Source organism: Paenibacillus piscarius, from assembly GCF_022234545.1.
In the GTDB taxonomy this organism is placed as follows: domain Bacteria; phylum Bacillota; class Bacilli; order Paenibacillales; family Paenibacillaceae; genus Paenibacillus_AQ; species Paenibacillus_AQ piscarius.
Genome location: NZ_JAIEUI010000001.1, coordinates 220,537 through 245,205, shown reverse-complemented (window position 1 = coordinate 245,205; position 24,669 = coordinate 220,537). Strand labels below are relative to the sequence as shown.

15 protein-coding genes are annotated in these 24,669 nt (G+C 55.5%); 1 reads left to right on the top strand and 14 read right to left on the bottom strand.

Going from position 1 to position 24,669, the window contains the following annotated elements; genetic code table 11:
* The first annotated feature begins 233 nt into the window (after nucleotides 1-233).
* Nucleotides 234-5,456, top strand: a complete 5,223-nt coding sequence (locus K1558_RS00980; RefSeq protein ID WP_238649508.1) for an S-layer homology domain-containing protein — start codon at nucleotides 234-236, stop codon at nucleotides 5,454-5,456.
* Between the two features lie 121 nt (nucleotides 5,457-5,577).
* Here K1558_RS00980 and K1558_RS00975 read toward each other — a convergent pair whose 3' ends face one another.
* From K1558_RS00975 to K1558_RS00910, 14 genes are all read right to left on the bottom strand, one after another.
* Entirely contained in the window at nucleotides 5,578-6,495 is a 918-nt protein-coding gene (locus tag K1558_RS00975; protein WP_238649507.1) for a carbohydrate ABC transporter permease, read from the bottom strand.
* Nucleotides 6,496-6,510: 15 nt separating this feature from the next.
* Nucleotides 6,511-7,461 carry an ABC transporter permease gene (locus K1558_RS00970; protein WP_238649990.1) on the bottom strand — a complete coding sequence of 317 codons (951 nt, stop codon included), beginning with the start codon at nucleotides 7,459-7,461 and terminating at the stop codon, nucleotides 6,511-6,513.
* Nucleotides 7,462-7,570: 109 nt separating this feature from the next.
* Entirely contained in the window at nucleotides 7,571-9,250 is a 1,680-nt protein-coding gene (locus tag K1558_RS00965; RefSeq protein ID WP_238649506.1) for an extracellular solute-binding protein, read from the bottom strand.
* Between the two features lie 106 nt (nucleotides 9,251-9,356).
* The gene (locus K1558_RS00960; RefSeq protein WP_238649505.1) at nucleotides 9,357-11,102 is read right to left on the bottom strand and encodes a sensor histidine kinase; all 1,746 of its coding nucleotides are present in this window, start codon (nucleotides 11,100-11,102) and stop codon (nucleotides 9,357-9,359) included.
* A complete protein-coding gene (locus K1558_RS00955) occupies nucleotides 11,099-12,670 on the bottom strand; it encodes a response regulator (RefSeq protein ID WP_238649504.1) in 1,572 nt (523 codons plus the stop codon). Before K1558_RS00955 ends, K1558_RS00960 begins: the two co-directional genes overlap by 4 nt.
* Before the next feature lie 219 nt (nucleotides 12,671-12,889).
* A complete protein-coding gene (locus tag K1558_RS00950; protein WP_238649503.1) occupies nucleotides 12,890-13,087 on the bottom strand; it encodes a hypothetical protein in 198 nt (65 codons plus the stop codon).
* Nucleotides 13,088-13,102: 15 nt separating this feature from the next.
* Nucleotides 13,103-14,266 (bottom strand): glycoside hydrolase family 27 protein, encoded by a 1,164-nt coding sequence (locus K1558_RS00945; protein ID WP_238649502.1) that lies wholly within the window; start codon nucleotides 14,264-14,266, stop codon nucleotides 13,103-13,105.
* 726 nt (nucleotides 14,267-14,992) lie between these two features.
* Nucleotides 14,993-15,334 carry a hypothetical protein gene (locus K1558_RS00940; protein WP_238649501.1) on the bottom strand — a complete coding sequence of 114 codons (342 nt, stop codon included), beginning with the start codon at nucleotides 15,332-15,334 and terminating at the stop codon, nucleotides 14,993-14,995.
* Nucleotides 15,335-15,415: 81 nt separating this feature from the next.
* Complete coding sequence (locus tag K1558_RS00935; RefSeq protein ID WP_238649500.1) at nucleotides 15,416-17,122, bottom strand: RICIN domain-containing protein; 1,707 nt, start codon at nucleotides 17,120-17,122, stop codon at nucleotides 15,416-15,418.
* Between the two features lie 115 nt (nucleotides 17,123-17,237).
* Nucleotides 17,238-18,881, bottom strand: coding sequence for a response regulator (locus K1558_RS00930; protein ID WP_238649499.1), 1,644 nt, complete (start codon nucleotides 18,879-18,881; stop codon nucleotides 17,238-17,240).
* Nucleotides 18,874-20,616 carry a sensor histidine kinase gene (locus K1558_RS00925; RefSeq protein WP_238649498.1) on the bottom strand — a complete coding sequence of 581 codons (1,743 nt, stop codon included), beginning with the start codon at nucleotides 20,614-20,616 and terminating at the stop codon, nucleotides 18,874-18,876. Before K1558_RS00925 ends, K1558_RS00930 begins: the two co-directional genes overlap by 8 nt.
* Before the next feature lie 33 nt (nucleotides 20,617-20,649).
* Nucleotides 20,650-22,323, bottom strand: a complete 1,674-nt coding sequence (locus tag K1558_RS00920) for an extracellular solute-binding protein (RefSeq protein ID WP_238649989.1) — start codon at nucleotides 22,321-22,323, stop codon at nucleotides 20,650-20,652.
* A gap of 175 nt (nucleotides 22,324-22,498) precedes the next feature.
* Nucleotides 22,499-23,674 (bottom strand): endo-1,4-beta-xylanase, encoded by a 1,176-nt coding sequence (locus K1558_RS00915; protein WP_238649497.1) that lies wholly within the window; start codon nucleotides 23,672-23,674, stop codon nucleotides 22,499-22,501.
* Between the two features lie 33 nt (nucleotides 23,675-23,707).
* Nucleotides 23,708-24,667 carry a carbohydrate ABC transporter permease gene (locus K1558_RS00910; RefSeq protein ID WP_420800389.1) on the bottom strand — a complete coding sequence of 320 codons (960 nt, stop codon included), beginning with the start codon at nucleotides 24,665-24,667 and terminating at the stop codon, nucleotides 23,708-23,710.
* Nucleotides 24,668-24,669: the final 2 nt, after the last annotated feature.

Below are 24,669 nucleotides of genomic sequence, written 5' to 3'. Positions count from 1 at the left end.
GGAACAAAAACAGTAAAAAAGCTTGATGTCATCCTCCGGGCCATTATCTTAACATTCTCGGTGAAGCGAAACGGCAATGACAGGAGGTTGCGGTGCCTATGCGGAGTTAAGGGATCGGGAATTGTTCCAAGTGCGCGGGACCGTTCACGGCAGACCGTGCAGACGATCATCACCGGAAGGATGTAAGGACATTAGGCAATGGTATCCCAAAAAACAAAAGAGGTGAGTATCTATTGAGGCTCCATCTTAAACGTTCACTGATTACGATACTGGCAATCCTGACTCTGCTGCCCTCCAGTTTGGCAAGCGCTTCCACACTTCCGCCACCGGACCCGGTGGCGGTGGCGGATACGGCACCCGCGGCCGATCCGGTCATAGGCGCTGATCCGGTTACAGCACCGGATGCCGGTGATTTTGCGGCGGAGCCGGATGCTGCTGCAGGAGCGGAGACTGCTCTAGTGCCGGAGACTGCTCCTGCACAGGAGCCTGCGCCGGAGCAAGTCCAGATGAAGACCGCTGCTGAAGCGGCCCCGCTGTTCCAGTGGAGCTTCCGCCCCGAGCAGGTGCTTGACCGGACCACGGTGGTGAACAGCGTCTACCCCGAAGCGGCTGCTCAGCGCGCCGAGCTTAAGGGGGTGGCAGCTGTGGTCTATGACGACCAGCGCGGAGACGTTCTCTCCCTGCCCGGCGGCAGCAACGGAACCGCCTGGCTGAAGCTGCCGGACCAGCTCTATAGCGGGATCAAGGATGAGCTGTCCGTCTCCTTTTGGGCCAATATCGACTCTTCGGCTAATGCCTATAACCGTCTGCTGTCCTCCACGATTGCGGAGAAGGGACTGAGCAATGCCGGAGTAAGCGGCTGGCAGGACTCCGAGTTCATCATGATCGCCGGGGACGGCACGTTCAGCAACCGGATCTACACCGGCACGAATCCAAGCCAGATTGCCAGCTACAAAGGCGATATCGTCTGGAACCGCAATCCGGTCAAGGGCAAGTGGCAGCAGGTGACCGTCACAATGAACAGCAGCGGAGCCTATGAGGTTTACCTGAACGGCGCTCCGGTCGGCATCAAGGGACTGGATCAGAGCAAAAGCACAACAGGTGCAACGATGGTTTCCGTACTCCAGCACTTTTTCGCGCGCGACTATCTGGACGCCCTGAAGTTCAATGCGTTCGGCCGGTCGCTCTATACCTCGGATGGAGACATCAAGGGAAAATTCGACGATCTGCGGATCTACAATGTCCAGCTCACAGCCAGCCAGGTCAGCGCACTCTATACAGCGACCAAGCATGAAGAGGTGAATACAAGCACTCCGGCCAAAATCTCTGTCGATCTCGCCGACCGCTCGCTCGGACCGGTATATCATGGCGCTTCCGGTGCTCTGTATGCCCTCAGTGAGCCGAACGTGCCGGATATCAACACGCTGATTCCAATCAAGCCGTCACATATCTCGCAGAAGCCGCCGAACGGCATCCAGCATCCGACTGGCGATGCACTCCGGGTCTCGGACTATTTCTTCGAGGCCGGCGGGGAAGCCGTTAACATCGTGATGCAGGATTATTACCAGCACTGGTATTATCCGTCCAGAACGGCGGATGAATATATTCAGGAAGCAGTCATTCCGATCACCACGGCAGTCAAGGCCTACAAGGATCAATGGGCTGCGGCGAATCCGGGCCGGGATGTCAATTCCAAGTTCATCTATATTCCGTTCAATGAGCCTGAGCAGAATAATACCCGTTATCCTCAGCTGCTGTCCGACAGCCCGACGGGGAAGAACTCCAGAGCCGTGTTCAATGCCGACTGGCTCGCCGTCGTGAAGAAGATCAAGGAGATTGATCCGGGCGCGGTCATCTCAGGAATGAACCTGACGCAATATGGGGCGAAGGTCTTTGAGGACTTCATTCCGTTCTGTGTGGAGAATGATTGCCTGCCGGACATCATCAGCTGGCATATGCTGTGGGATAAAGCCTTCAACCAGGCGTCCTCCAACGTAGCTACCTACCGGGCGCTTGAAGCGAAGTCATTACAGCGTTATAAGGAGCTGTATCCGGACCGCACGGTTCCTTTTCCAATTCAGGTGGATATCAATGAATATGCAGCGACTTCAGAGATTGCTGTCGGCGGATCGCTTGTCCAGTACATTGCCCGCTATGACGAGCTGAAGATGAACAGTATGCTGCCATACTGGAACACCGCCAACTCCTACGGGTCGCTGCTCGCCGGGCAGAATGAGCCAAACGGCGCATGGTGGCTCTACAAATGGTATGCCGACATGATGGGCGGCGACATGGCCAAGGTCAAGGTGGATAATCCGCGCCATGAGCATGACGCCTATGGTCCCGGGTTATACGGATTAACCTCCATTCAGGACCAGAAGCAGCAGGTCAGCATCGCCTTCGGCGGCACACAGGGCAACGGGAAGATTGTGTTCAATAATGTTACCGGCCACGGGAACAGCCCTGCCTTCCTGGCCGGGGCGGAAGAGGTCCATGTCACGGTATTCTATGCAGGCTGTACCGGATTGACCGGCTTCCTGGTGGAGCCGGCGCAGATTCTGGACCGCAATGTTCCGGTCAAGAACGGCTCGGTCACGCTGGATGTGAACCTGAATGATTACACCTCGGCTTACTACGCCGTTATTACACCGGCAGTCAGCCATGCTCCGCAGGAGACCTTCGTCAAGCGTTACGAAGCGGAGAATGCGGAGGTGCAGACCAATGTGTCCACGGTGGATCAATACCCGCGCAAGAGCACGGGGCGCTCGGCATCGAACGGGCAGTATGTGTCCGGAATCAAGGCCGCGGACAGCCTTGTGCAATGGACTTCGGTCACCGTTCCTGCAGACGGGAATTACCGGCTGGATCTGATCGGCGGCAGCGGCGCAACCGCTTCGATGCGTAATCAGTCCAACACCGGTGATGCGAATCAGCGCATCAATTCCGAATGGTTCGTCAAAATCGATGATCAGCCGGCAGCCAAAATCGTGCTCCGCGCCGATTACAATATGCAGCTGCTGGGCGGCAGCACCTTCTTCGCCGATCTGACGGAAGGCACGCATACCATCGGGATCAGCAGATACAATCCGGATACGGGAGAAGCCGGCCAGGGCGAATCCACTCTGGATGCCATCGAGCTGACGTATAACGGCCTGCCGGGCGCACTTCCGAATTACAGGGTGCAGGCAGAATTCGCCGACTACGATTCAGAGCTGGGCTTATCGCGGGCCGGCAGCCTGGAAGGCTTCGAGGGAGCCGGATATGTGAGCGGCTACGGCGGAAGCCAGGAAGCCAACACCCGGTTCGTCGTCAGTGTGCTGGAGGACGGGATGTATGAGCTGACAGCACGTTATGCTTCTGCGGACAGCGGGAAGCTGAAGCTGGCCCATGACCGCAAGCCTCTGGTTGATCTTCCAGTGGTGAATACGAACGGGCAATGGCAGGATGCCAAGGCTCCGGTCTTCCTGCGCAAAGGCATTAACCTGATCGATGTGCGCTCCAGCGCAGCAATCAGTCTGGATTACATTAATGCAGCTTATGTCAGCAAAACTCCTGTATATTCTGTGGAGGCTGAGGCGGCTGTGGTTGTGGGAACACCAGCCGGTTCGGAGCTGCCGCTGATCCGGGAGGATGCTTTTGCCAAATATGCCTCGGGCGGCAAATACGTGAACGGCATTACCTCTTATGATGGCGCTGAACGGTATCTGGAGCTTAGGGACATCACCGTACCCAAGGCAGGTACCTACAAGCTGGTAGTTACTTATGCTAACGGTGAAAGCGCGGGCACCCATGCCTACAACAATGATGTTGTTGAACGGTATGCACAAGTAAGCGTCAACGGCGGAGAGCCGCAGACGGTCTACTTCAAGAACACCATCTCCTGGCAGCAGTTCGCCACCCAGACGCTGGATGTGGAGCTGAAGGCGGGCGTTAACACGATCCGCTTCTCCAACAACAATACGTATAACGGCGGCTCCAACCCTTATGGCGGAAGCGGCGCGCAAGGCTTCACGCCATACACAGCGGTTCCGCGCCAGTACACACCGGCGTTCGACCGGTTCGATCTGTATGCCCGCCACACGCTGGAGGTAGACGGCGGCGGCGATAACGGCGGCGGTGATAACGGCGGTGGTGATAATGGCGGCGGTGACAACGGCGGCGGTGACAACGGCGGCGGTGATAACGGCGGCGGCGATAACGGCGGCGGTGACAACGGCGGCGGTGATAACGGCGGCGGCAATAACGGCGGCGGTGATAACGGCGGCGGTGATAACGGCGCCGGGGGTAACAACGGCGGTGAATCTGTTGGCGGGAACAGCGGGACTAACGCCAGTACTGCCAGCGGCAGCACTACCGTTGGTTCGGTTCAGCCGGCAGCAACGGGTAGCAGCCAACTGAGCGTCGAAGCAAAGGTGAGTGGCAATTCAGCAGCCGCAGCTCTGGATGCCAAGCAGGTGCTGGCCGCAGAACAGATCACGGTCACCTCTTCACTCGGCACCATCCACTTCCCTGTGAAGGCCCTTGATGCGGCAGCACTGAGTCAGCAATTGGGAAGCGAAGACTGGAAGCTTACCGTGAGCATGACGGTGCTCCCGGAAGAGCGGCAGCAAGCGATCCGTCAAGCTGCTCTCTCCGCCCAAGGCCAGCTCATCGGCCAGGCGGTAGAATACACAGTGAAGGCGGAGGCTGGCGGCAAGTCGGTGGAGATCCCGGGCTTCGGCAGCACTTATGCCAAGCATACTCTGCCGCTCAGCACTCCGGTGAACAGCCACAATGCGACAGTCGTGCGGCTCGAGAATAACGGCAGCTTCAACTTCGTCCCGGCAGTCTTTAACGGAGACGAAGTGACTTTCCACAGTCCAAGCAACGGGACATTTGCAGTGATTTCAAGCAACAAAACCTTTGCCGATATGAGCAGCCATTGGGCCCGGGAAGCCGTCCACAAGCTGGCTTCCAAATATATCTTGACCGGCCTTACGGACAGCCAATTCGCACCGGACGCTACCACTACGCGTGCTGAATTCGCGGCGATGATCATCCGTGCGCTCGGCTTCTCCTCCACTGCTCCGGCAGCGGCTTCGTTCAGCGACATTGCTTCCGGGGCCTGGTATGCCGGAAGCATCGGGACAGCCGTTAAGCTCGGGCTGGTACAGGGCGGAACGGATAACACCTTCCGGCCGAATGACAAAGTAACACGCCAGGAGATGACGACCATCCTGGTGAAGGCCATGGCGCTTGCCGGCGCGCCGCTACCAGCTTCCGAAGCACAACCGGCAGCGTTCAAGGATGCAGACCAGATTGCCGGCTGGGCACAGCAGGATGTCGCTAAGGCAGTTCAGGCAGGCCTGATCACCGGGACACCAAGCGGGCAGTTCCATCCGGCCCAATCCGCCACCCGTGCGGAAGCGGCCACAGTCATTCTGCGGCTGCTGGAGCAGGCGGAGTTCGTGAACTGATGCGGCTATAACAAGCGCAGCAAGCTGATTGAACAAAATCACCAATTCTAAACAAGAAAAAGCCAACGTCCAGGACCATCTTACGATGGCCTGCAGACGTTGGCTTTTCTTGGCTGCCGGATTAACCCTTCACGCCGCCGACCGTCATTCCCTGTACGAAATAGCGCTGCAGGAACGGATAGACCATCAGAATCGGAACACTGGCGATGATCGTCATGGTTGCCCGCAACGAGGTAGGTGTCACCCGGACTACATTCTCCGCAGACTGATAAGCCTCTACCGCCCCGGCCGTGGCCGAGGTATTCGTGGTCTGGAGAATCTTCATCAGCTCGTATTGCAGGGTGCTTAATTTGATATTCGATGAATTGTAGAGGAAGACATCGAACCAGGAATTCCACTGGCCTACAGCAACGAACAGCGATACCGTTGCCATGGCAGGAATCGTCAGCGGCAGTACGACCCGGAGGAAGGTGGTGAATTCGCCGGCGCCGTCGATCCGGGCCGATTCCAGAATGCCTTCGGGCAGTCCTTCAATGAAGGAACGGATAATGATCATATTGAATACGCCGATAACCCCCGGAACAATATAGACCCAGAAGGAATCGGTCAGGCCCAGATTGCGGATCAGCAGGTAACCGGGAATCAGCCCTCCACTGAAATACATCGTAATGACAAAGAACAGCGTAACGAACCTGCGCAGCACAAATTCCTGGCGGCTGAGCGTGAAGGCCAGCATTGCTGTACAGAATACCGACACCGAGGTACCCAGCAGTGTACGCAGCAGCGAGATCAATGTGGCATGATAAATATCCGATTCACCGAAAATATACTTATAGTTGCTTAAGGTCCATTCCCGCGGCCACAAATAGATACCGCCCCGTACTGCATCGTTCGCGTCATTGAAGGACACTGCGATCATATTAACGAAGGGATACATCGTAACAATCATCAGGCATATCATGAAAATCACATTGCAAATGTCAAAAATCCGGTCCCCCAGGCTGCTGTGGCGTAAGCGGGACGATGTAACCGATGCCATGAACTGCACCTCCTGTTAGAATAGTCTGCTCTCGCCCATCCGCTTGGCAATAGAGTTAGCGGAGAACAGGAAGATGAAGCTGACCACAGTCTTGAATATGCCTGCGGCCGTTCCCAGGGAGAAGCTGCCCATACCCAAGCCGTATTTCAGTACGAAAATATCCAGGTTCTCCGAGAATTCCAGATTCATGCCGTTGCCGAGCAAATATTGCGGCTCAAAGCCGGATTCCAGGATATTGCCCAGATTCATAATTAACAGAATAATAATAACCGGCTTCAGGCCCGGCAGGGTAATATTAAGCATCCGCTGAAACCGGCTGGCTCCATCAATTTCAGCTGCTTCGTATTGGGCAGGATCAATGGAGGTCATTGCGGCCAGATAGATGATAGTATTCCAGCCCACGTCCTTCCACACCTGGGTGGTAGCCAGGATTCCCCAGAAATAATTCCCCTTGGCCATCCAGAGCACAGGCTGATCCAGCAGGTGCAGCTTGGTCAGCAGCAGGTTCACAATACCGTCCGGCGACAGCACCGTCAGCACAATGCTGGAGGCAACGACCCAGGATATAAAGTGCGGCAAGTAACTGACGGTCTGAACGACACGCTTAAATACCAGATTCTTCAGCTCATTAAGCAGCAGAGCCAGAGTGATCGCGGTAACGAAGCCCAAGACCAGTTGAATAGAGCTCATAACCAGCGTATTGCGCAGCACCCGGTAGAACGTATTGTCCTCGAACAGCACCCGGAAGTTCTTGAGCCCCACCCATTCCTGTTGGCTGAAGCTCCGCGCCGGCTTGAAGTTCTGAAAGGCCATGGTCCAGCCCCAAATCGGCAGATATTTGAATACGAACGCCCACAGCACAAACGGAATGCACATAAAGGCCAGAGTCTTCTGCTGAATCAGCAGGCTCCAAAAACGCTTTGTTCTGCCTACTTCCGCTCTCCCCGCACCGGAGGTCGGAGACACAGCATATACAGGTTTCTCCACTTCATCTAACTCCCTTCCTCGCCTTGATGAGTTGAAGCTCCGGGAGCCCTTCGGCCCCCGGGCTTCTGTTAATCTCTGCAGGAGAGCCTTACCACTTACCGGCAATGCGGTCCTTCACAGCCTTGGTTATGAAATCCTCATAGACCTTCTTGTCCAGCTTGTTGAACTGGTTCATATACTCCTCCCAATTCTTGTTGAAGTTGGCCGGAGTGTCCAGAATCATCGACGGCAGACTGGCCCGCTGCAGATCATCTGCCTTGGTAATGAACATCCGCTCCGGTGATCCTTGCTCCAGGGCAATCGACCAGGCCGGGAACCAGGGACGCTCCTCCGGCTGGCTGAACAGCTCGCTGAACGTCTTGACCCCATAGGCGGCCAGAATCTTCTTATCCCCTTCGGTATAGCTGAAGGTGGCGACCTCCGGCTGGCCTCCCGGGCCATAAGCGTTGCCATCCTGCAGAATGGAGCTGCTGCCGTAACGCGGCCAGCTGTAGTTGAAGTAGTCGAAGCCGAATTTCAGCGTCTTCTCCGGGTCTTCATGAAGCTGCCGCTGTTCATCGTTCGCGAAGTAGAAGCGGCCCTGGTCGTTCACAGAATAGCTGACATCCTTGATGCCCCATTGTACGAGAATCTGGTTCTCTTCCTTGAGCAGATTGTCGAAATACTTGATAATCCGCACCGGGTCCTTGGCCTTCACTGTAATTCCGACGCCATAGTTGTTGACGAAGCCCGGAGGGTCAATATATTGATCTGTGGTCTCCTTGTCAAAAACAATCGGCAGCGCCAGGTAGCGCTTGTCATCATCTCCGGCCTTCTTCAGATTGTTCGTGGCATCGCCCACCTGCCAGGAGTAGTTGAAGTAGCCCAGTACACGCCCGGAGGTCAGCTTGGCCAGGTACTGGTCTTTGTTCATGGTAAAGGATTCCGGATCTACCAGACCTTCAGCATTCGCCTGATTCAGCTTCTGAATCCACCGCTTCTGATAGTCCGAGCCGGCCACCAGCTTCGCTTCATAGGTCTTCATATCGATAATCGTACTGCCGTCGTTGGGTGAGCCTGCCAGATGCATGGCCGGATTCTGCAGCGTATAAAAGCTGCCCTGCTCGCCGGCGGAGGTGGCAAAGCCGATGGTATCCTGTCCGTTCACCTTCGGATGCTTCTCCTTATACTTCTTAATCAGATCAAAATACTCGTCGAGTGTCTTGATCTTGGGATAATTGAACTCCTTCAGAACCGCGCGCTGCAGATAGAATCCCGTCTGGAAGTTAGGCTCCGGCAGATAGCCGATATTCGCGCCGTACGGGAAGAAGTACAGCTTGCCGTCCTTCTGTCTGAACTTATCGTAATACGGCCCGTAGACGCGCTTGATGTTCGGACCGTACTTGTCAATCAGGTCATCAAGCGGGATGAAAGCACCGGCATCCATCAGCTTGGCCATCTGACCGCTGGAGTCGATAATATCGGGATAATCGCCGCTGGCAATCATCACGCCCGCTTTGGTATCCCCATCGCCGACCAGGTATTCAATATTCCAGTCCACGCCTGTCTGCTTCTGCAGCTCCCTGCCGATGTCTGTCTCGCTGGCCAGCACCTGCTTCTTGGGACCGCCGAAGCTGAAATACTTGAATGTAACTGGAGTATCACCCTTGTTATCCGAAGTATTACCGGGTGCAGCGCTGTTGCCTGTATTCCCGGGTGAGCTGCACCCGGCCAATCCTGCCATTAAGGCCAGCACCAGGCCCGCGGTGAGCACCTTTTTTTTGAACATGTTGATCATATCCCCCTTTTGATTCTGGAATTACTTACCGCTTGTAAGCCTCCTAAATATATCAAGTAACCGCTTTCTTGTTTACCCGGAAAACCATACCTCCTGCTTAGGAAAACATATTATTTCCCTTCTGTGGCTGCCCGTCCGGCAGCGGAAGTCCGATTTCAATCACCGTTCCCTCCCCGCAGCGGCTATTCACCGCAAACGCAAAGCCGGTGCTGTAGCATAGCTTCAGGCGGCAGTACGCATTCTTCATGCCGACCCGCTCGCCGATATCCTCGTCCTCCTCCAGATACCGGAGCAGTTCCTCCCGCTTATCTTGGTCTATGCCGATGCCGTTGTCTTCAAACCGGAAGAACAGCCGGTCCTGTTCCAGTGCAACAGTAATTACGATAACACCCTTACCGGGGCTGGATTCAATACCGTGGATGCTGGCATTCTCCACGAACGGCAGCAGCACCATCTTGGGAATGCGCATATCCAGTGCTGCAGGGTCAGCCACAATGCTGGATTCCAGCTTGTCTCCGAAGCGGTATTGCTGGATAGTGAGGAAGCTCTCGATCAGCTCCAGCTCTTCACGGACCGTCACGTCATTACTGCTCCAGGAGAGCGATTTACGGAACATTTTGGCCATGTGTTTAATGACCTTCGCTGTCTCTGTCTCCCCCTTGATAATACTGCGCATCCGCACCGATTCCAGTGAATTGAACAGGAAGTGGGGGTTGATCTGGCTGTGAAGGGCATGCAGCCGGGCCTGCTGCTGCTTCAGCTCCAGGTTCTTCTTCTGGATATCCGCCACATACACCTCTTTAATCAGACTATGAATGGTCTCGGTCATCCGGTTAAATTCCTCGGTCAACTGCCCAATCTCGTCCCTCGCTTCCCCAGGGGGAATGGTCTGAAAGTTCTGGGCCTTTACCTTCTTCATATGCTTCAGAATCCGCACCAGCCGGACATGGATGGACCTTGACATCATAGCCAGAATTACCGTGGGCAGCACAAAGTTGATACAGGCCAGCCAGATGACGAAGGATCTTGATTGGCGGACCTCCTTCAGTACACTCTGCTCGTCCAGCACGCCCTGCAGCGCCCAGCCCTCCAGATAGGTAATACCGCTGTAGGCGGCGCGGAAGCTGTGCGAGCTTTTAGACAGACGGAGATCGTGGTAATAGACCTCCTGCACGTAGCCGCCTGCAGCATTGCTGTATTGCACCCGCCCCTGCGGGTCCACCAGATACACCTTACCGTCGAATCCGCTGCCCCTGAAGAGCTGCTGGATCTGTTCCATGTTCAGATCAATCTTCACGAGCTGCTCGAAGCCGCCGGTATTGTAATTATTAAGACGCTGGATAAGGCTGAACTTCTGGTCGGCGTAGACAAAGGCCGGATAAGAGGCCGCAAAGGCCAGCGATCGGGTATACCAGTCAGACCTGCGTTCCCCGGCGCTCAGGCGGTCCATATAACCCGAGGCCAGAATGGTGGGATTGTCCGTATAGACCATGTACCGGCGGACCCACTGGATGTTCCGGTCATCCAATGCTCCTCTCAGATAGGAATTGAAGATATCCACATACTCCTTTTGGCTGGCAAATCTGCGGGAGATGGTTCTGTTGAAGATTGAATCGGTATACAGCGAATAGGACAGGCCCACCCCCTGGTCTACTATCACCCGCAGATCGTTCTTCAGGTTGTTCAGCGCCATGTCCGCATCACGGATCTTCTGGTTGCGGATATTGGAGGCGGTCACCTGGTAGAACACTACATTGGTAAGAACAATGGGAAGGAATACGGACAGCATATACATCAGCAGCAGCTTATCGCGCAATTTCAGCGCATTCAGGAATCTCTTCATCGCCCTGCCCCGTTATTCCCGCCGATCAGCATATTCCGGTATTCGGAGGGGGTCTGCTGTTCGAGCTTCTCGAATTGGGTGACAAAATAATCGGAATTCTGAAAGCCGACCCGGCCAGCAATCTCATACATCCGCAAATCGCTCTGCCGCAGCAGCTTCTTCGCCTCGCGGATCCTCAGCTCCAGCAGATATTCGTTGAAATAGACACCATAGGTTTTGCGGAACAGACGCCCCAAGTAGACAGCATTCATATAGAACCCTGCAGCTATGCTCTTCAGGCTGATATTCTCATGGTAATGGGTATCAATATATTGCTTGACCGGCTTGATTCCGCCCAGGCTGTTCTGCTTGCGGAGCTGCGCAATATACACCGCTGCCTCGCTGATTGCCAGAAGGAACTGCTCCTGCAGCATCTGCAGGCTCCACTGCCCCAGGTCCGCTTCCGCCAGTGCCTTCAGCCGCAGCATCTCCTCCTCCGTACCGTCCATCTCCTTCACCACACCGAGGATGCCCGTCATACACCGGGACAAGGAGCCGCTGACGGCCTGCGGGGTGAAGCGCTGCTCCCGGAACAGCGTGAATATGCCTTCCACCGTCTGCCGGCAGGCTTCCAGTCTGCCCTCCTCCAGCTCCAGTATCAGCTTGGCGGTCAGGACCGGATTCAGATCGAACACATACAGCGGCTGCTCCCTTATCTGCCCGTATAGAATCACCCCTGCAGGCTCGGCATATTTATGCTTCACCGCTTCGTTGGCTTGTTCATAGGAGCGGTGGACATAAGCCAACGATTCCACCGCTTCCCCTGCATAGAGACCCACCTCCGCCTTCAGCCGCCCGGCCAGCCCGCCACGAAGCTGCTCCAGCGGCTGCTTCAAGCCTTTGCCCTCTCCGCCGATCCGGCTTGTGCAGAGCAGCATTCCAAACACTCCCGGCTGCTGCTCCAGAACGGGGATGCCGGGGCCTCCCGCATCCAGTGAATACAATGCCTCCTGGAAGACTTTCAAGGTCGCTCGCTTGTCCGGCGCAGCGGCATAGACCTCGCATACAGCATAGATGAAGCAGCATTCTTCCTCCAGCCCCAGCGCTACTGCATAAGGGTGAGCCTCCTCAGGCTGGAGGATGTCCTGCACCAGCGCCTCCATGATTGCGCTGGTGGTCAGATCCTCATTGTTCTGCGCGGCAATCCGCTTCCGGCCCAGCGCATAGGACAGCTTGCGCAGCGCAGCGGTCATCTCCTCCTCGTCAATCGGCTTAAGCAGATAGTCGTGCACCCCGTAGCGCAGCGCCTGCTGAGCATACTGGAAGTCGTTGAAGCCGCTGATAACCATGAATATCAGCTCAGCATGACCCTGCTCCCGCAGCCGCCGGATCAGTTCCAGCCCATCCAGTGTCGGCATGCGGATATCTGTAATGACCAGATCAGGACGCACTGCCTCCATCAGTTCCAGCGCCTGCGCACCATTGTCCGCCTCACCTGCGACACAGAAGGAGAGCGATTCCCAAGGAATCAGCTCCAGCAGCCCTTTGCGGACATAGACCTCGTCATCTACCAGCAATACTCTGAACATGTTATCCCCCTCTTTTCATCACAAAAAAACCCGGCTTGTAAGCGCACGCTGCATGCGGCTGCTACAAACCAGGGTTTCCGTTTTTTTCAGTCGAAATCTTGATGCAGTCTGTTTACCCTTACTTGGCAGACAACGTAATTGCGTCCACTGTTGCTCTCACTGAACAACTCTGTCCCACTCGCCTTGGGGACAGAGCTGTCTCTGATTTTGGGGCAGGTACTAACGGAACAACACACATTTGCCGGATTCCCGGAAATATTTGATCAGCTTCTCAATCGGCTCACGGCCGCATTTCAGCTGTTCCCCGAGACAATCGATGCACAGGAAATCCTGGGCATTGCGGGTGACCAGCTTCAGGTAGATCGCCACATCATCGGTCATTAAGGGGACGCCGCATTTTCTGCATGTTCTGCTCATTGTTGTGGCTGCCTGTCAGACGATCTTGGCCCGTACAATCAGACAGTCATGGGCCGGCACGACCGGCGCGTAGCGTTCTCTGAACACCCCAAGCTCCTTGTGCTCCCAGCAGTCATACAGGGACAGCGATTTGCCGGAGGCATACGGAAGCCCGAAATCCCAGAATTGCAGCGACATCTCTCTCTGACCATCGCTCAGGTTGAAGAAGCCGATCGCCAGGTCACCGTCTGCCAGTACCTTTACCAGCATGAACACTTCATTGGTATGGAACCACTGCGGCTCCGGCTTGATCCGGTAAGCACCGCGGCCCTCGATATCCTGGTTGATCGCAATCAGATCGGGGTTGAGCAGAATGTTCTTGGTCGCTTCATTCGCCTTGCGGATATCACTGCCGATCATCAGCGGGGACCCCATCAGGCTCCACAGCGAGAAATGCGTCTTGTACTCCACATCCGTGCAGCCGCCAATCTGGCTTCCGATGAAGTCACTGTTGCTGCCCCCGTACATGCCCACGACGAGCATATCCAGGTCATTGTGGCAGTAAGCCCCGGTGTAGGCAGCTTTATCGAGCTGCGACAGGGCCAGCGTCTTGATCGATTCCCAGCTGTCCTGAATATCTCCGGTAGACCGGTACATATGCGCGCCGGATTCACGAATCCACTGGTAGACATTATCCTCACCCCAGTTGCATGCGGAGAAGAGAATATCCCGTCCGCAGTTCTTAAGCGCAAGACTCATCCGTTTGTACAGCAGCTCTCCCGACATATGTCTGGGCTTGAAGCAGTAGTCATACTTCAGGAAGTCTACACCCCATTCGGCCAGTGAAGCGGCATCCTGGAATTCATGCTCGAAGCTGCCCGGATAACCCGCACAGGTATGCGTCCCCACACAGGAGTACATCCCGAACTTCAGTCCTTTGGAGTGAATGTAATCTGCAAGCGCCTTCATTCCGTTGGGGAATTTCTCCGGGTCGGCGACCAATCTGCCCTGCTCATCCCGCTCCTTCAGGCTCCAGCAGTCGTCAATGACAATGTATTCGTACCCTGCATCCTTGTATCCGTCCGCCACCATTGCATCCGCGGCTTCCCGGATCAGCTGTTCATTAATATCCCAAGTAAAAGTATTCCACGAATTCCACCCCATCGGCGGAGTTAACCCAAGCTGTTGCTGTTTGTCCATAATCAGTACTCATCCTTTCGCATTATAACAGGTTATGACAGGAATAGAATCCCGGGAAAATGCTGTATTCTTTATGTATTTAATCATACAAACCCGTTATAATATATAGCTTAACGTTGCTTTCATATGGATGAATGTTGCTTTTCTTATATTAAGAAGTTAGAGTGCCGAAGGTGTAGAGAGCTTGGTTAGTTTTATGCGGAATGTGGTGCTTGTGGCGCATATGCAGCAACTTGGCGGGAGGGAGCGGGCAGGATAGTGTTAGTAGATGAGTAGGCTGGTGTAGGCGGATTGTTTGCGTGACAGGTCGGGGCTGGTATGAGTATGCGTGGACAGGCCGCCTGAAAACCACACCTTCTCTCCTCTGCTGCAATTAAACTACTTGTGTTATCTTCTCTCTAGGAAATAAGTGGAAAAACGTATCTTTATTCGCCGGATTCTCAGGATTGGGCGGGAGCAGGTGGAAAAGTAGCATCTAATTTGTTTGATATCGTCACTTTAGTGGAAATGCGCAAAATTAAGTGTTGTTTTCCCAACCATTGGCGTAGGAGAAGCCTTCCGTTCATCAGCAAGTGTATAAAAGGCAACTGTTTCACTCCACACCTTCGCTCCCGGCCCTCCAGCCTTCTCCACCCGTCTCCCCCACCTCCCCGCACGCCCCATGTATTCGATTTTTCGTACACATTTGCTCTCACACCCGCGTACACGCCGAATGTATTCGGTTTTTCACACACATTCGCGCACACCCCCGCGCCCGCCGAATGTAATCGATTTTTCGATTACATTGAGCCCACGCGTCTTCGCAGCGCCGAATGTAATCGGTTTTTCGATTACATTGTACCCACGTGCCTCCGCTGCGCCCAATGTAATCGGTTTTTCGATTACATTTGGACCGCGTGCCTCCGCAGTGCCGAATGTAATCGGTTTTTCGATTACATTTGGACCGTGTGCCTCCGCAGTGCCGAATGTAATCGGTTTTTCGATTACATTTGGACCGTGTGCCTCCGCAGTGCCGAATGTAATCGGTTTTCCGATTACATTTCCCCCACGCGCCTCCCGCATGCTCAAAAAAGCCCCTCCCCCCACAAGGCAATCCGGTACTGTCCCGGACCGCCAGTAGATGGAGAAGGGGCCTCTTACCATAAAGCTCTAGTTCACCAGCACCAGCTTCCATTGCTGGTGTGCATCGCCGCGGTACAGGTTCTGCTGCAGCTTCGCGCCGTCGGCGCTGGAGGCACCGGTCACCTCAACGGCACGGTTGCTGTTGACATTGAGGATGCTCCAGTAGCCGTTACTGAGCTTGATCAGCCGGAACTGCTGGGCGGTGTTGTTCAGATCCTGCATGAGCTGGATCGCCTCGCCGTTATTCTTTGTACTGTTACGCACATCCATCACCTTGTTATCGGAGGAATTCACACTGCGCAGCCGGTAAATGTTATTGTAGGTGCCCATATCAGTAGCTGTCCATTGCTGGGCCAGCGCGGTATTCTCCGGCCATTGCTGGAGCTGAAGGGCATTCGTGTTCTGGCCGTTCGGCACATCGATTGCCTTGCCCGAGGCCCGGTTGATGAACTTGTACTTCGCACCATTCGTTACCCCGTTCCATACCCCGTTCCAGGGATTGAACTGGGCCCGCTCGTAGTACCATTCGAAGATGAACCGTGCCATGCCGTCCCGGGTGGCGTTGCCGTCATAGAGCAGCCCGCCGTCCGGATCGGCGAAGGAGCTTTTGGGACCGGGCTGCAGCAGGAAGCCGTTCATATGGACCGCAATGCTGACATTGCCGGCTGCGGTGAAGATCGCTTTGGTGTTCTTGCCGAAGCCTGCGTTCGTGCCGTTGAACAGATCCCAATACGAGGAGTCGCCCGGCTGGTTCTTGAACCAGGTGGTTTCGGTAATATTGATCGGGTACTTGTCGGCCGCAGGCTTGATGCTGGTATCCCAGATCTGCTGAAGCGCATTAAAGTCATCATACGCTCCATAGCCCGGATACCAGTGTACGGCATAGCCGTAATTGTTCAGCGGGTCGGTCAGCGGATTGGAGGCGGTCAGCTGATAATGCTGATCCCAGCCGAGTCCTGCCGCCCAGATTACGTTGTCTGCGCCTTTGCTGCGGATGGTAGAGATCATGGAATTCTGGAAGTTCTTCAGCGAATTCCAGAAGGCCGCGAAGTTCGGCTGGGAAGGATTGCCGCCCCATTGCCCGTTCACATCGCTCAGCACCGGCTCGTTGACCAGCTCAAACATTACATGGTCTGCACTCTTGAGCGCCGGCTGGGAGGCAAGATAACCCCAAATCTGATTGAATTTATCCAGATTCGCCTGGGTGGTCGCCTTGTTGTCCAGCAGCGTGAAGTCCAGGCCAAGCGTGACATACAGCCCCTTCGTCTTCGCGTATTCGACATAAGGAATGATCAGATTCTGGGTAGCGGCCTGAAGGCCAGCGAAGTTATACGTTCCTGCGGCGACATCGCCCATATCCTCCCGGTCAATGAACAGGCGGACCTGGTTCGAGTACCAGCCATGGCTGTTGCCATATTTAGCCGAGGTGCTGGTGAAGGTATCCGTGATTTCCTTCAGATACTCCAGAGTCGCCTTATGCCGGTTGCCACCGTTGCGGTTCAGATAATAGTTGCTGTTCTGATACGTCCAGTAAGCTCCGGTAGGCTGATGCCAGCCGCTGAGCAGGACCGGCTGTCCGCTGCTGTTCACCAGCTGGTTGCCGCTGACATGAAGCTTGGGGACAGGCGATCCCTCCCAAGCACTTGCGGTACCCCCGCCGGTCTGCATCGGTGTCAGCAACAGGGCCAGCATCACCAGCAGCTTCATGGATAAGCTAAACTTCCTTTTTCTCACAGATACCCATCTCCTTCTTTTGGTAGATTCACTAATGAAAGCGAATACACATGAATTGTACTCTGCGTGAAGAGGGGGGAACAACCTGTGCAATTATAGCTGATAGACTTACAGATTATAGATTAATATGAATCGATTCCCTGTATTCCTGCGGTGTCATGCCGGTATTTTTTTTGAAAAAGCGGGTGAAGGAATGGTGAGCCTCATAACCGACGTACAGAGCGACGTCACGGATCTTCAGCGCCTCGTTCCCCAGCAGCTCCTTCGCCTTCGCCGCCCGGCACTGGTCGATGTACTCCGACAGATTGATGCCCTGCTCCTGCTTGAAGAACCGGGAGAGGTACGACGGATTGAAGTAATGCAGCTCCGCCAGCCGCACCAGGGACAGATCCTCGCCCAAGTGGCTGTGTATATAGTCGCAGATCCGCCCGATCACCTCGGAAGAGCGCGCCTTCTCGGCAGAGCTTCGCAGCTCGAATAAGCCTGCGGCCACATGCTCCAGATAATGAATGCCTTCCTTCAGCGAGGGATGCTCGTCAAGCCTCATCAGCTTGCCATGCTCATGGACAAGGCTGTAGAGCTCCGAGCGGTTCATATGGGACAGAAGCACCAGGGCGACGGTATAGTACAGCTCCGTGGCTTCTTCAACGGACATGCCTGTATGTATGCCGTCCCTGATCTCTTCAAGCGTCTCCGCGAAGCGCTCCTGCCGCCCTGCATCCAGATGGGCCGCAAGATTCTCCACCCGCTGATGGAGACGGACGCCCGCCTCCCGGAGGCTGTCAGCCTCCGGCCTTCCGGCCCGGTCTATCTGCACCATCGGGATGCCCTCACCGATCTTCACCTGCTGCAGCCGGTGCAGCCGCCCGTACTGCCCGCTGAGCTCCGTCCAGGCACAGGCTGCGCCGCTGACCGTGAAGGCCACCGGCAGATCGAGCGTCTGCCGGCAGGCATCCTGGATCAGCTCCAGCGTGCCCTCCAGATAGCGCGGGAAGTGGCCGCCTGCGCCAAGTGCACCCTCTGTCGCATAATCCCGGGGCTGCAGCAGCCACAAGAGATCCCCGTGCCGGTCGGACATTAAGGCATAGCGGGCTTTTTCCTCCAGATAAGAATTCCAGATCAGCCGGGAAGCATCCAGCAGCTCGCGCTGCTCCATATAGGAGATGCCGTCCGGGTAAGCCAGCCGTCCGAGCACCAGCATAACCGGAGACTCCGCATCCAGGGCAAGGCCCAGCTTGCTGAAATCCATGCTTAGCCTATGAGCGTCCTTACACCAGGCTCCGCTGTCCTGGAGCAGATGGCGGAGGTAATCACCCTGTGCCGCCAGCTCCGCCGTATCGCGCTGCTCCCTGGACTGCTCCAGCAATTCATTCAGCGTGTTGCTCTGCTCAATCTCCTGCAGCACTTCGCGAACCGTCTCAATAATTTTGTCGAAGCCTTCGGTCTTGAGCAAGTACCGCGCGCCGGGAATTTGCAGCGCTTTGTACGCATAATCGAACTCGCTGTAGCCCGTCAGGAACACAATCCGTGAACGCGGCCAGAATTCCCTAATCTGCTCAGACATTTCTAGCCCGCTCATCCCCGGCATCCGGATATCTGTCAGCACAATATCGATCCGGGTGCGGGAGAGCCAGTCCAGCGCCGCTGTGGCGGAATAGACCTTGTACACATCCAGCTTGTCGGGAATCAGCCCGCTGAAGGCATCGTATAACCCGTCTGTAATAATCTCTTCATCATCAACAATCAATAGTCTATACAAGACCCTCACCTCCTGTCAGCCTGATGCGGATCATCACCCGAAGCCCGTTCAAGGTGCTCCGGTCCAGGAACAAGCCGCTGTCTTCCCCATAGATTATCTGGATACGGCGGTGAATATTGCTCATCCCCGTAATTTCATGCGAGCCGCCGTGCTGATTCAGCCGTTGTCTCAAGGCTTCAATAGCCTCATCGGTCAGCCCGCTGCCATTGTCCTCAACAATCAGCCTGATCTCCTGCGCTTCCTGTTCAAAAGAAACCCGCAGCTCCCCATCCTCCGCCTGCTTCTCCAGACAATGCTCATACGCATTCTCAATCAGAGGCTGGAGAATCAGACGCGGAACACGCAGCTCCTTCATGTCCTCAGGAAGGTCGTCGAACTGCACCTGAATCCGCCTGGAGAAGCGCATCTTCTGAATCTCCGTGTACATCCGGGAATGCCGGGTCTCCTCGGCCAGCCGGACATTATCCTCACCATTGCGGGTGATGAACCGGAAATATTCGCCGAGCATCCCGGAGAACTCTTCAATCCGGGTTACATCCCCCTGCTTGGCCAGTGCACTGAGAATGAAGAAGCTGTTGTACAGAAAATGCGGATTGATCTGCGACTGCAGTTGCTTCAGCTCGGCCCGCTGCATCATCAGCTTGCGGGTATAATCCTGGTCAATCAGCATCCGCAGCCGGCTGAGCATCTGGTTGAACCGCAGATACAGATAGCCGAATTCATCCTTGCGGGCATGGTCAATCTGGATATCCAGCGCCCCGCTCTCCATCCGTTTGAAGCTGCGGATCAGCACCAGCAGCGGCTTCTGAACGAACTTGAAGGTAGCATAGGAATAGATCAGCACCGCCAGAAAAGACGCCGCCGCGAACAGCCAGGCCCAGACGACGAACTTGGTAAGCGGGCGCTTGACCTCCTTCTCCGGCAGATAGGTGGCAACAGACATCCCCAGCCGGTCGGAGGTGAAGCTGTCGATGTGATAACGCATCCCCTCAAGCTCCCAGTTATACAGATTCCCTTCATCAATAGCCTGCTGATAGCTCCGGATCAGCTCCGGAGAGCTGTTCTCCGTTCCGAGGGCATAATCCGTCTTCTGCGACACCAGCAGCGAGCCGCTCTGCGCATAAGCGTTAATCGCCCGTAGAGAATCCTTCAGCTTCTCGTTATCCAGCTCAATCTGCACGATGAACAGCGGCGGCTCCCCCATCCTTCCGCTGGACTGGGTAACGCTAAGCTCAAGGAAGTTGTTCCAGTTGATGAGCCGGCCTTCTTTGCGCAGATTGACGGACCTGAAGTAATCGAACTTGCCCCTGTCGAACTCGTCAATTCCGTTCATCGCCGACAGCGTCTTGCCGATCGTGCGGATGTGGACGAACACATCGCTGATATAGGCGCTGCTGTTCTTCAGGGAGGTTAACCGCTGCGTTACATAGTTCAGGCCCTCTCTGCGCTGAATATCGTCCATATAGCTCCAAGTGACGGCAATCTTGTTCAGCTCGGTATCCTGGGCCAGATCATACTGCTGAATCTCCATCCACTCCACTTCACGGTTCAGGTCCTCCAGATAGTAGGTTAATTGGGACATCGTAGCTCTGGACAGATCCTGGCTCGCGTTCCTGTAGCTCCAGTTGTACAGATAGAGACCTAACAGCAGAATGGGCAGAATAATAGCGAGATAAGTGACAACCATCCGGATAAAAATCGTGTGGCGCATGGACACCGCAGGAAATTTAAGCAATTGTACCGCCTCCGTTGCTTTTGTCAGGACGGATCATTCTCCGCTCCCGCCCTTCTCCCGGTACCACTCATTGACCTCAGCGGTGATCTGCTCGCCTCCCAGCTTGTTCCACTGGGCAACGAATTCGTCGAACTCTCCGATCGGCCTCCCCTGAATGATATCCATGTAGGTGTCAATCTGAAGATTGTACAATATCTTCTCCTTCTCGATCATCGTCTCTGTAGGCGCACCTACAAAGCTCTCATACAGAAGCTGATGGTTCTTCTCATACCGGTCCAAAATAGAGAACGCCCCTGCCGGCCCGTAGGTCTTCTCCCAGCCCCAGCCTGTCTCACTGTCTTCCCCTCCGGCTTCATAGGCGGCAATCCGCTTCTGGATCGTCTTCGCCTCATCCCGCAATACGGAAGCATTCCCGGTACGCCGGTAGGTCTCAAGCTCCCGGTAAGCGTCCAGATTCTTCCGCACCGGATAAGGTGTTACCGGTGACAGCTTCCATACCGCCTGCGGAGCATTGTAATACCGCTCCACCTCACTGGTCGCTCCCCAGCTCTTCTCCAGATGCAGGTTGAACAGCTTGACCAGCGCTTCAGGATGCGGAGCCCCTTGCCTGACCGCCAGGAACTGATTCGTGCTGAACGGAAGCGGAATCTTCGGCGCTGCGCCCGTCTCCGATACAAGCGGGAAGGCCTGCCACTCCGCCTGCGGGTTCTTCTCACGGCTAAGCTGGGCCATGAAGGAGGCCCACTGCTCACCGTACAGCATCCCGACCTGCTCATTGGCAATCGAATCACTGGCCTTGACCCCGTCCTTGAAGGCAAATTCCCGGTCAATCTGGCCGGTGCGGTACATCTCCTGCAGCACCAGCAAGGCCTTCTTGATCTCCGGCTGAATGCCTCCATAGATCAGCTTGCCGCTTCCGTCCTTGATCCAGATTCCCGGATAAGCGCCGTAACCGGCCATAAACCCGGTAAGTCCCATTACCGGGTCCCACAAATATTTGGTTGCCGCCAGTCCGAAGGTATCCTGCTTGCCGTTTCCGTCCGGATCATCTTCCGTAAACGCTTTCGAAATTGCCAGCACATCATCCATCGTCCGCGGCGGCTCAAGGCCCAGCCGCTCCAGCCAGTCCGTCCGGATCCACAGGAACATTGCCCCTTCAATAGAGGAGGTAGTCTCAGGGATTGCCATCAGCCTGCCGTCAATCGTTGCGGTATCGAAGGGACCGCTCCCTTCCCCGCCGAGCACCTTGCGGGTCAGCGGAGTGGCATAGCTGCTATAGACCCCGGTTAAATCCTGAAGCAGCCCTTCATTGCTGAGCACCCGGAGCTGCTCCGCATTAACCCGGACAATATCCGGGATATCGCCGGAGGCCAGGGAGACCCCCAGCTTGCGGGAATAGATGGAGCTCCACTCCGTCCAGTCATAGGTAATGCGGATACCCAGCACCTCCTCATACAGGTCGGTCCAGCGGTTATGCTCCAGCGTCTCCCCCGGCAGCTCCTTCAGCAGCTCTTCAAGCGCATCATTGTTCTCCCGCACGAACGAGAGCTCAATCGGCGGATCGTATTTGCTTAAGCCCGGCTCATGATAGAGCGGCGCTTCTCCAGTCTCTGCGTCCGGGACCGGAGAATGCGCCGGAAGGCTGCCGTTCCTCTCACAAGCGGTCAACAGTTGTACAGCCAAACATACTGCGGCAGTCCAGACCATTCGGTTCTTCTTGATTGTTATCGGCACCAGTTGCAACCTCACTTTGCAAGAATATAAATACCGGAATATTATATTATTCAAGCAAAGCAAATGGAATTGTAAGGTCCATCTCTTGATTGGCTTACCCGTTCTTTACTACTTGGAGACAGGGTTGCAAATGTGGTTAGAAACCTGATTAGAAATCCGTTACTGCCCGGAATGCCGGCTTGGCCAGAAGCTGCTTGTCGAACAGCAGCGGCGCCTCGGTGCGCACAACCGGGAACGTGCTCAGCCAGGTATGATTATCGGCAATGCCCCAGAACATTACGCCGCTGAGCAGCTCCTTATTCACTCTAAGGGCAGCGAATAATTCTCCGTAACGCTCCGCCTGCCGCTGCAGAATATCGGCGGGAACCTCAGCACCCACATCGCTGAGATCATTATAGACGTACAGGCTCATATCCAGCTCCGTAATCTGATTGTCGAGTCCAAGGGCATGGAACTTATCCATGGATTCTATAATGCTCTCTACAGAAGGATACTCCAGATTGATATGCGTCTGATGACCAACACCGTCAATCGGCACTCCCTTCTCCAACAGCTCCTTGACCAGCTCGTATAACCGGTCCCGCTTCTCCGGGTTGTCCGTGCCGTAATCATTGATATACAGCTTAAGTTCCGGTCCCCCGGCCTTGCGGGCCGCCTTGAAGGCCGTCTCGATGAAGCCGGTGCCGGTAATCTTGTACCAGTTGCTGGCACGCATCCCTTCCGGGTCTCCCGGCTCAATGACCTCATTCACAACATCCCAGGAGGTGATATCCTCCTTGTAGCGGCTGACTACAGCCGTGACGTAGCGGTCGAGTCTCTCCAGCAGCAGCTTCTTGTTGGCCTGGCGCTTAGCAGGATCAGTCTCCTCCGCCATATCCCCGCCGGCCTCATCCCGGAAGAACCACTCCGGCGTCTGGTTGTGCCACACCAGCGTATGGAAGCGCAGCTCCATACCGTTCTCCTTCGCAAAAGCTACAATCCGGTCCGCCCGCTCCCAGGTGAAGCTCCCCTCGGCAGGCGCAAGCGCATCCGGCTTCATGGCATTCTCCGCCACAAGCCAATTGACCTGCTGCTTCAGCAGCTCCGCAGAAGGCCCCTCAGTCTGATCCGGCTCAATCGCAGCGCCGATAGGGAAGTAATACGCGTAGGCAGCCGCCAGCGACGGAAGCTCTGCCTGCACCGCAGGCTCGGCTGAAGCAGCGGGCGAAGCGGGAGCCTCTGCGGCCCCCGGGCCCGAGCAGCCGGACAACCACACTAGCGCTGCGGCGAAGACCAGGCTCCGGGCCAGTCTGGCCGGAAGCCTGTGTCTGCCGTTGTAGGTCACAGTCATCCCCTCCTTTTTAGCAACATTCAATAATTAACCGACAATACCGGTACGCTCAATACTCTCCACGAAGTAACGCTGCACGAACAGATAGATAATCATCAGCGGCAGGATCGCCAGCAGAATCCCGGTATCCTGCACCATACTCAAGTAGAACGGATCGGCCTTGGAATTCGCCCCGTCCTCCAGCAGAATCTGCAGGTTATACGGCAGCGAGCCGAGCTGGGTCGCCATGACCTTGCTTGAGGTCAGGTAGGTGGTGGTGAAGAAGCTGTCATTCCACTGCCATACGAATGAGAAGAGGAGTACGGTGACAATGGAAGGGATCGCGTTCGGCAGCATAATACGGAAGAAGGTCTTGCCCACACCCGCCCCATCGATGTACGCCGCCTCTTCTACCTCCTTCGGAATCCCCCGGAAGAACTGGCGGAAGATGAAGATGTACAGCCCGGCCTTCAGCGAGTTGGCGGTCGCCGACGTCAGAATGAACGGCCAGTAGGTATTCAGCAGATTAATGGATTTGCCGCCGGTTAAGAGCGGGATCAGCCCCATCAGGCTGAAGTCCTTCAGGTTCAGGTAGACCGGAATCAGAATCGTAATCGGCGGAACCAGAATCGTCAGGATGACGCAGGCGAACAAAAGCTGGCTGCCCTTGAACTTCAGCCGGGCGAAGCCGTATCCCGCGAGGGCGCAGGACATGGCGGTCAGCAGCGTGGTCAGCGCCGACAGGGTGAACGTGTTCAGCAGAGCCTGCCAGTAATCCATAATTCCGATCGCCTTAACGAAATTGTCGAGCGTATAATGCTCAGGAAGCCAGACCACAATCGGCGAATACAGATCACTTTTATCCTTGAAGGCTGTGGAGATCTTCTGAAGCACCGGATAGAGGATCACGAACGACAAGCCGGCAATCAGCGTCAGCCGCACGAAGGACCAGATCCATTTCTTCCAGTGTTCCAGCGACACCAGACGGTTCGCATGCAATAGTCCCATCC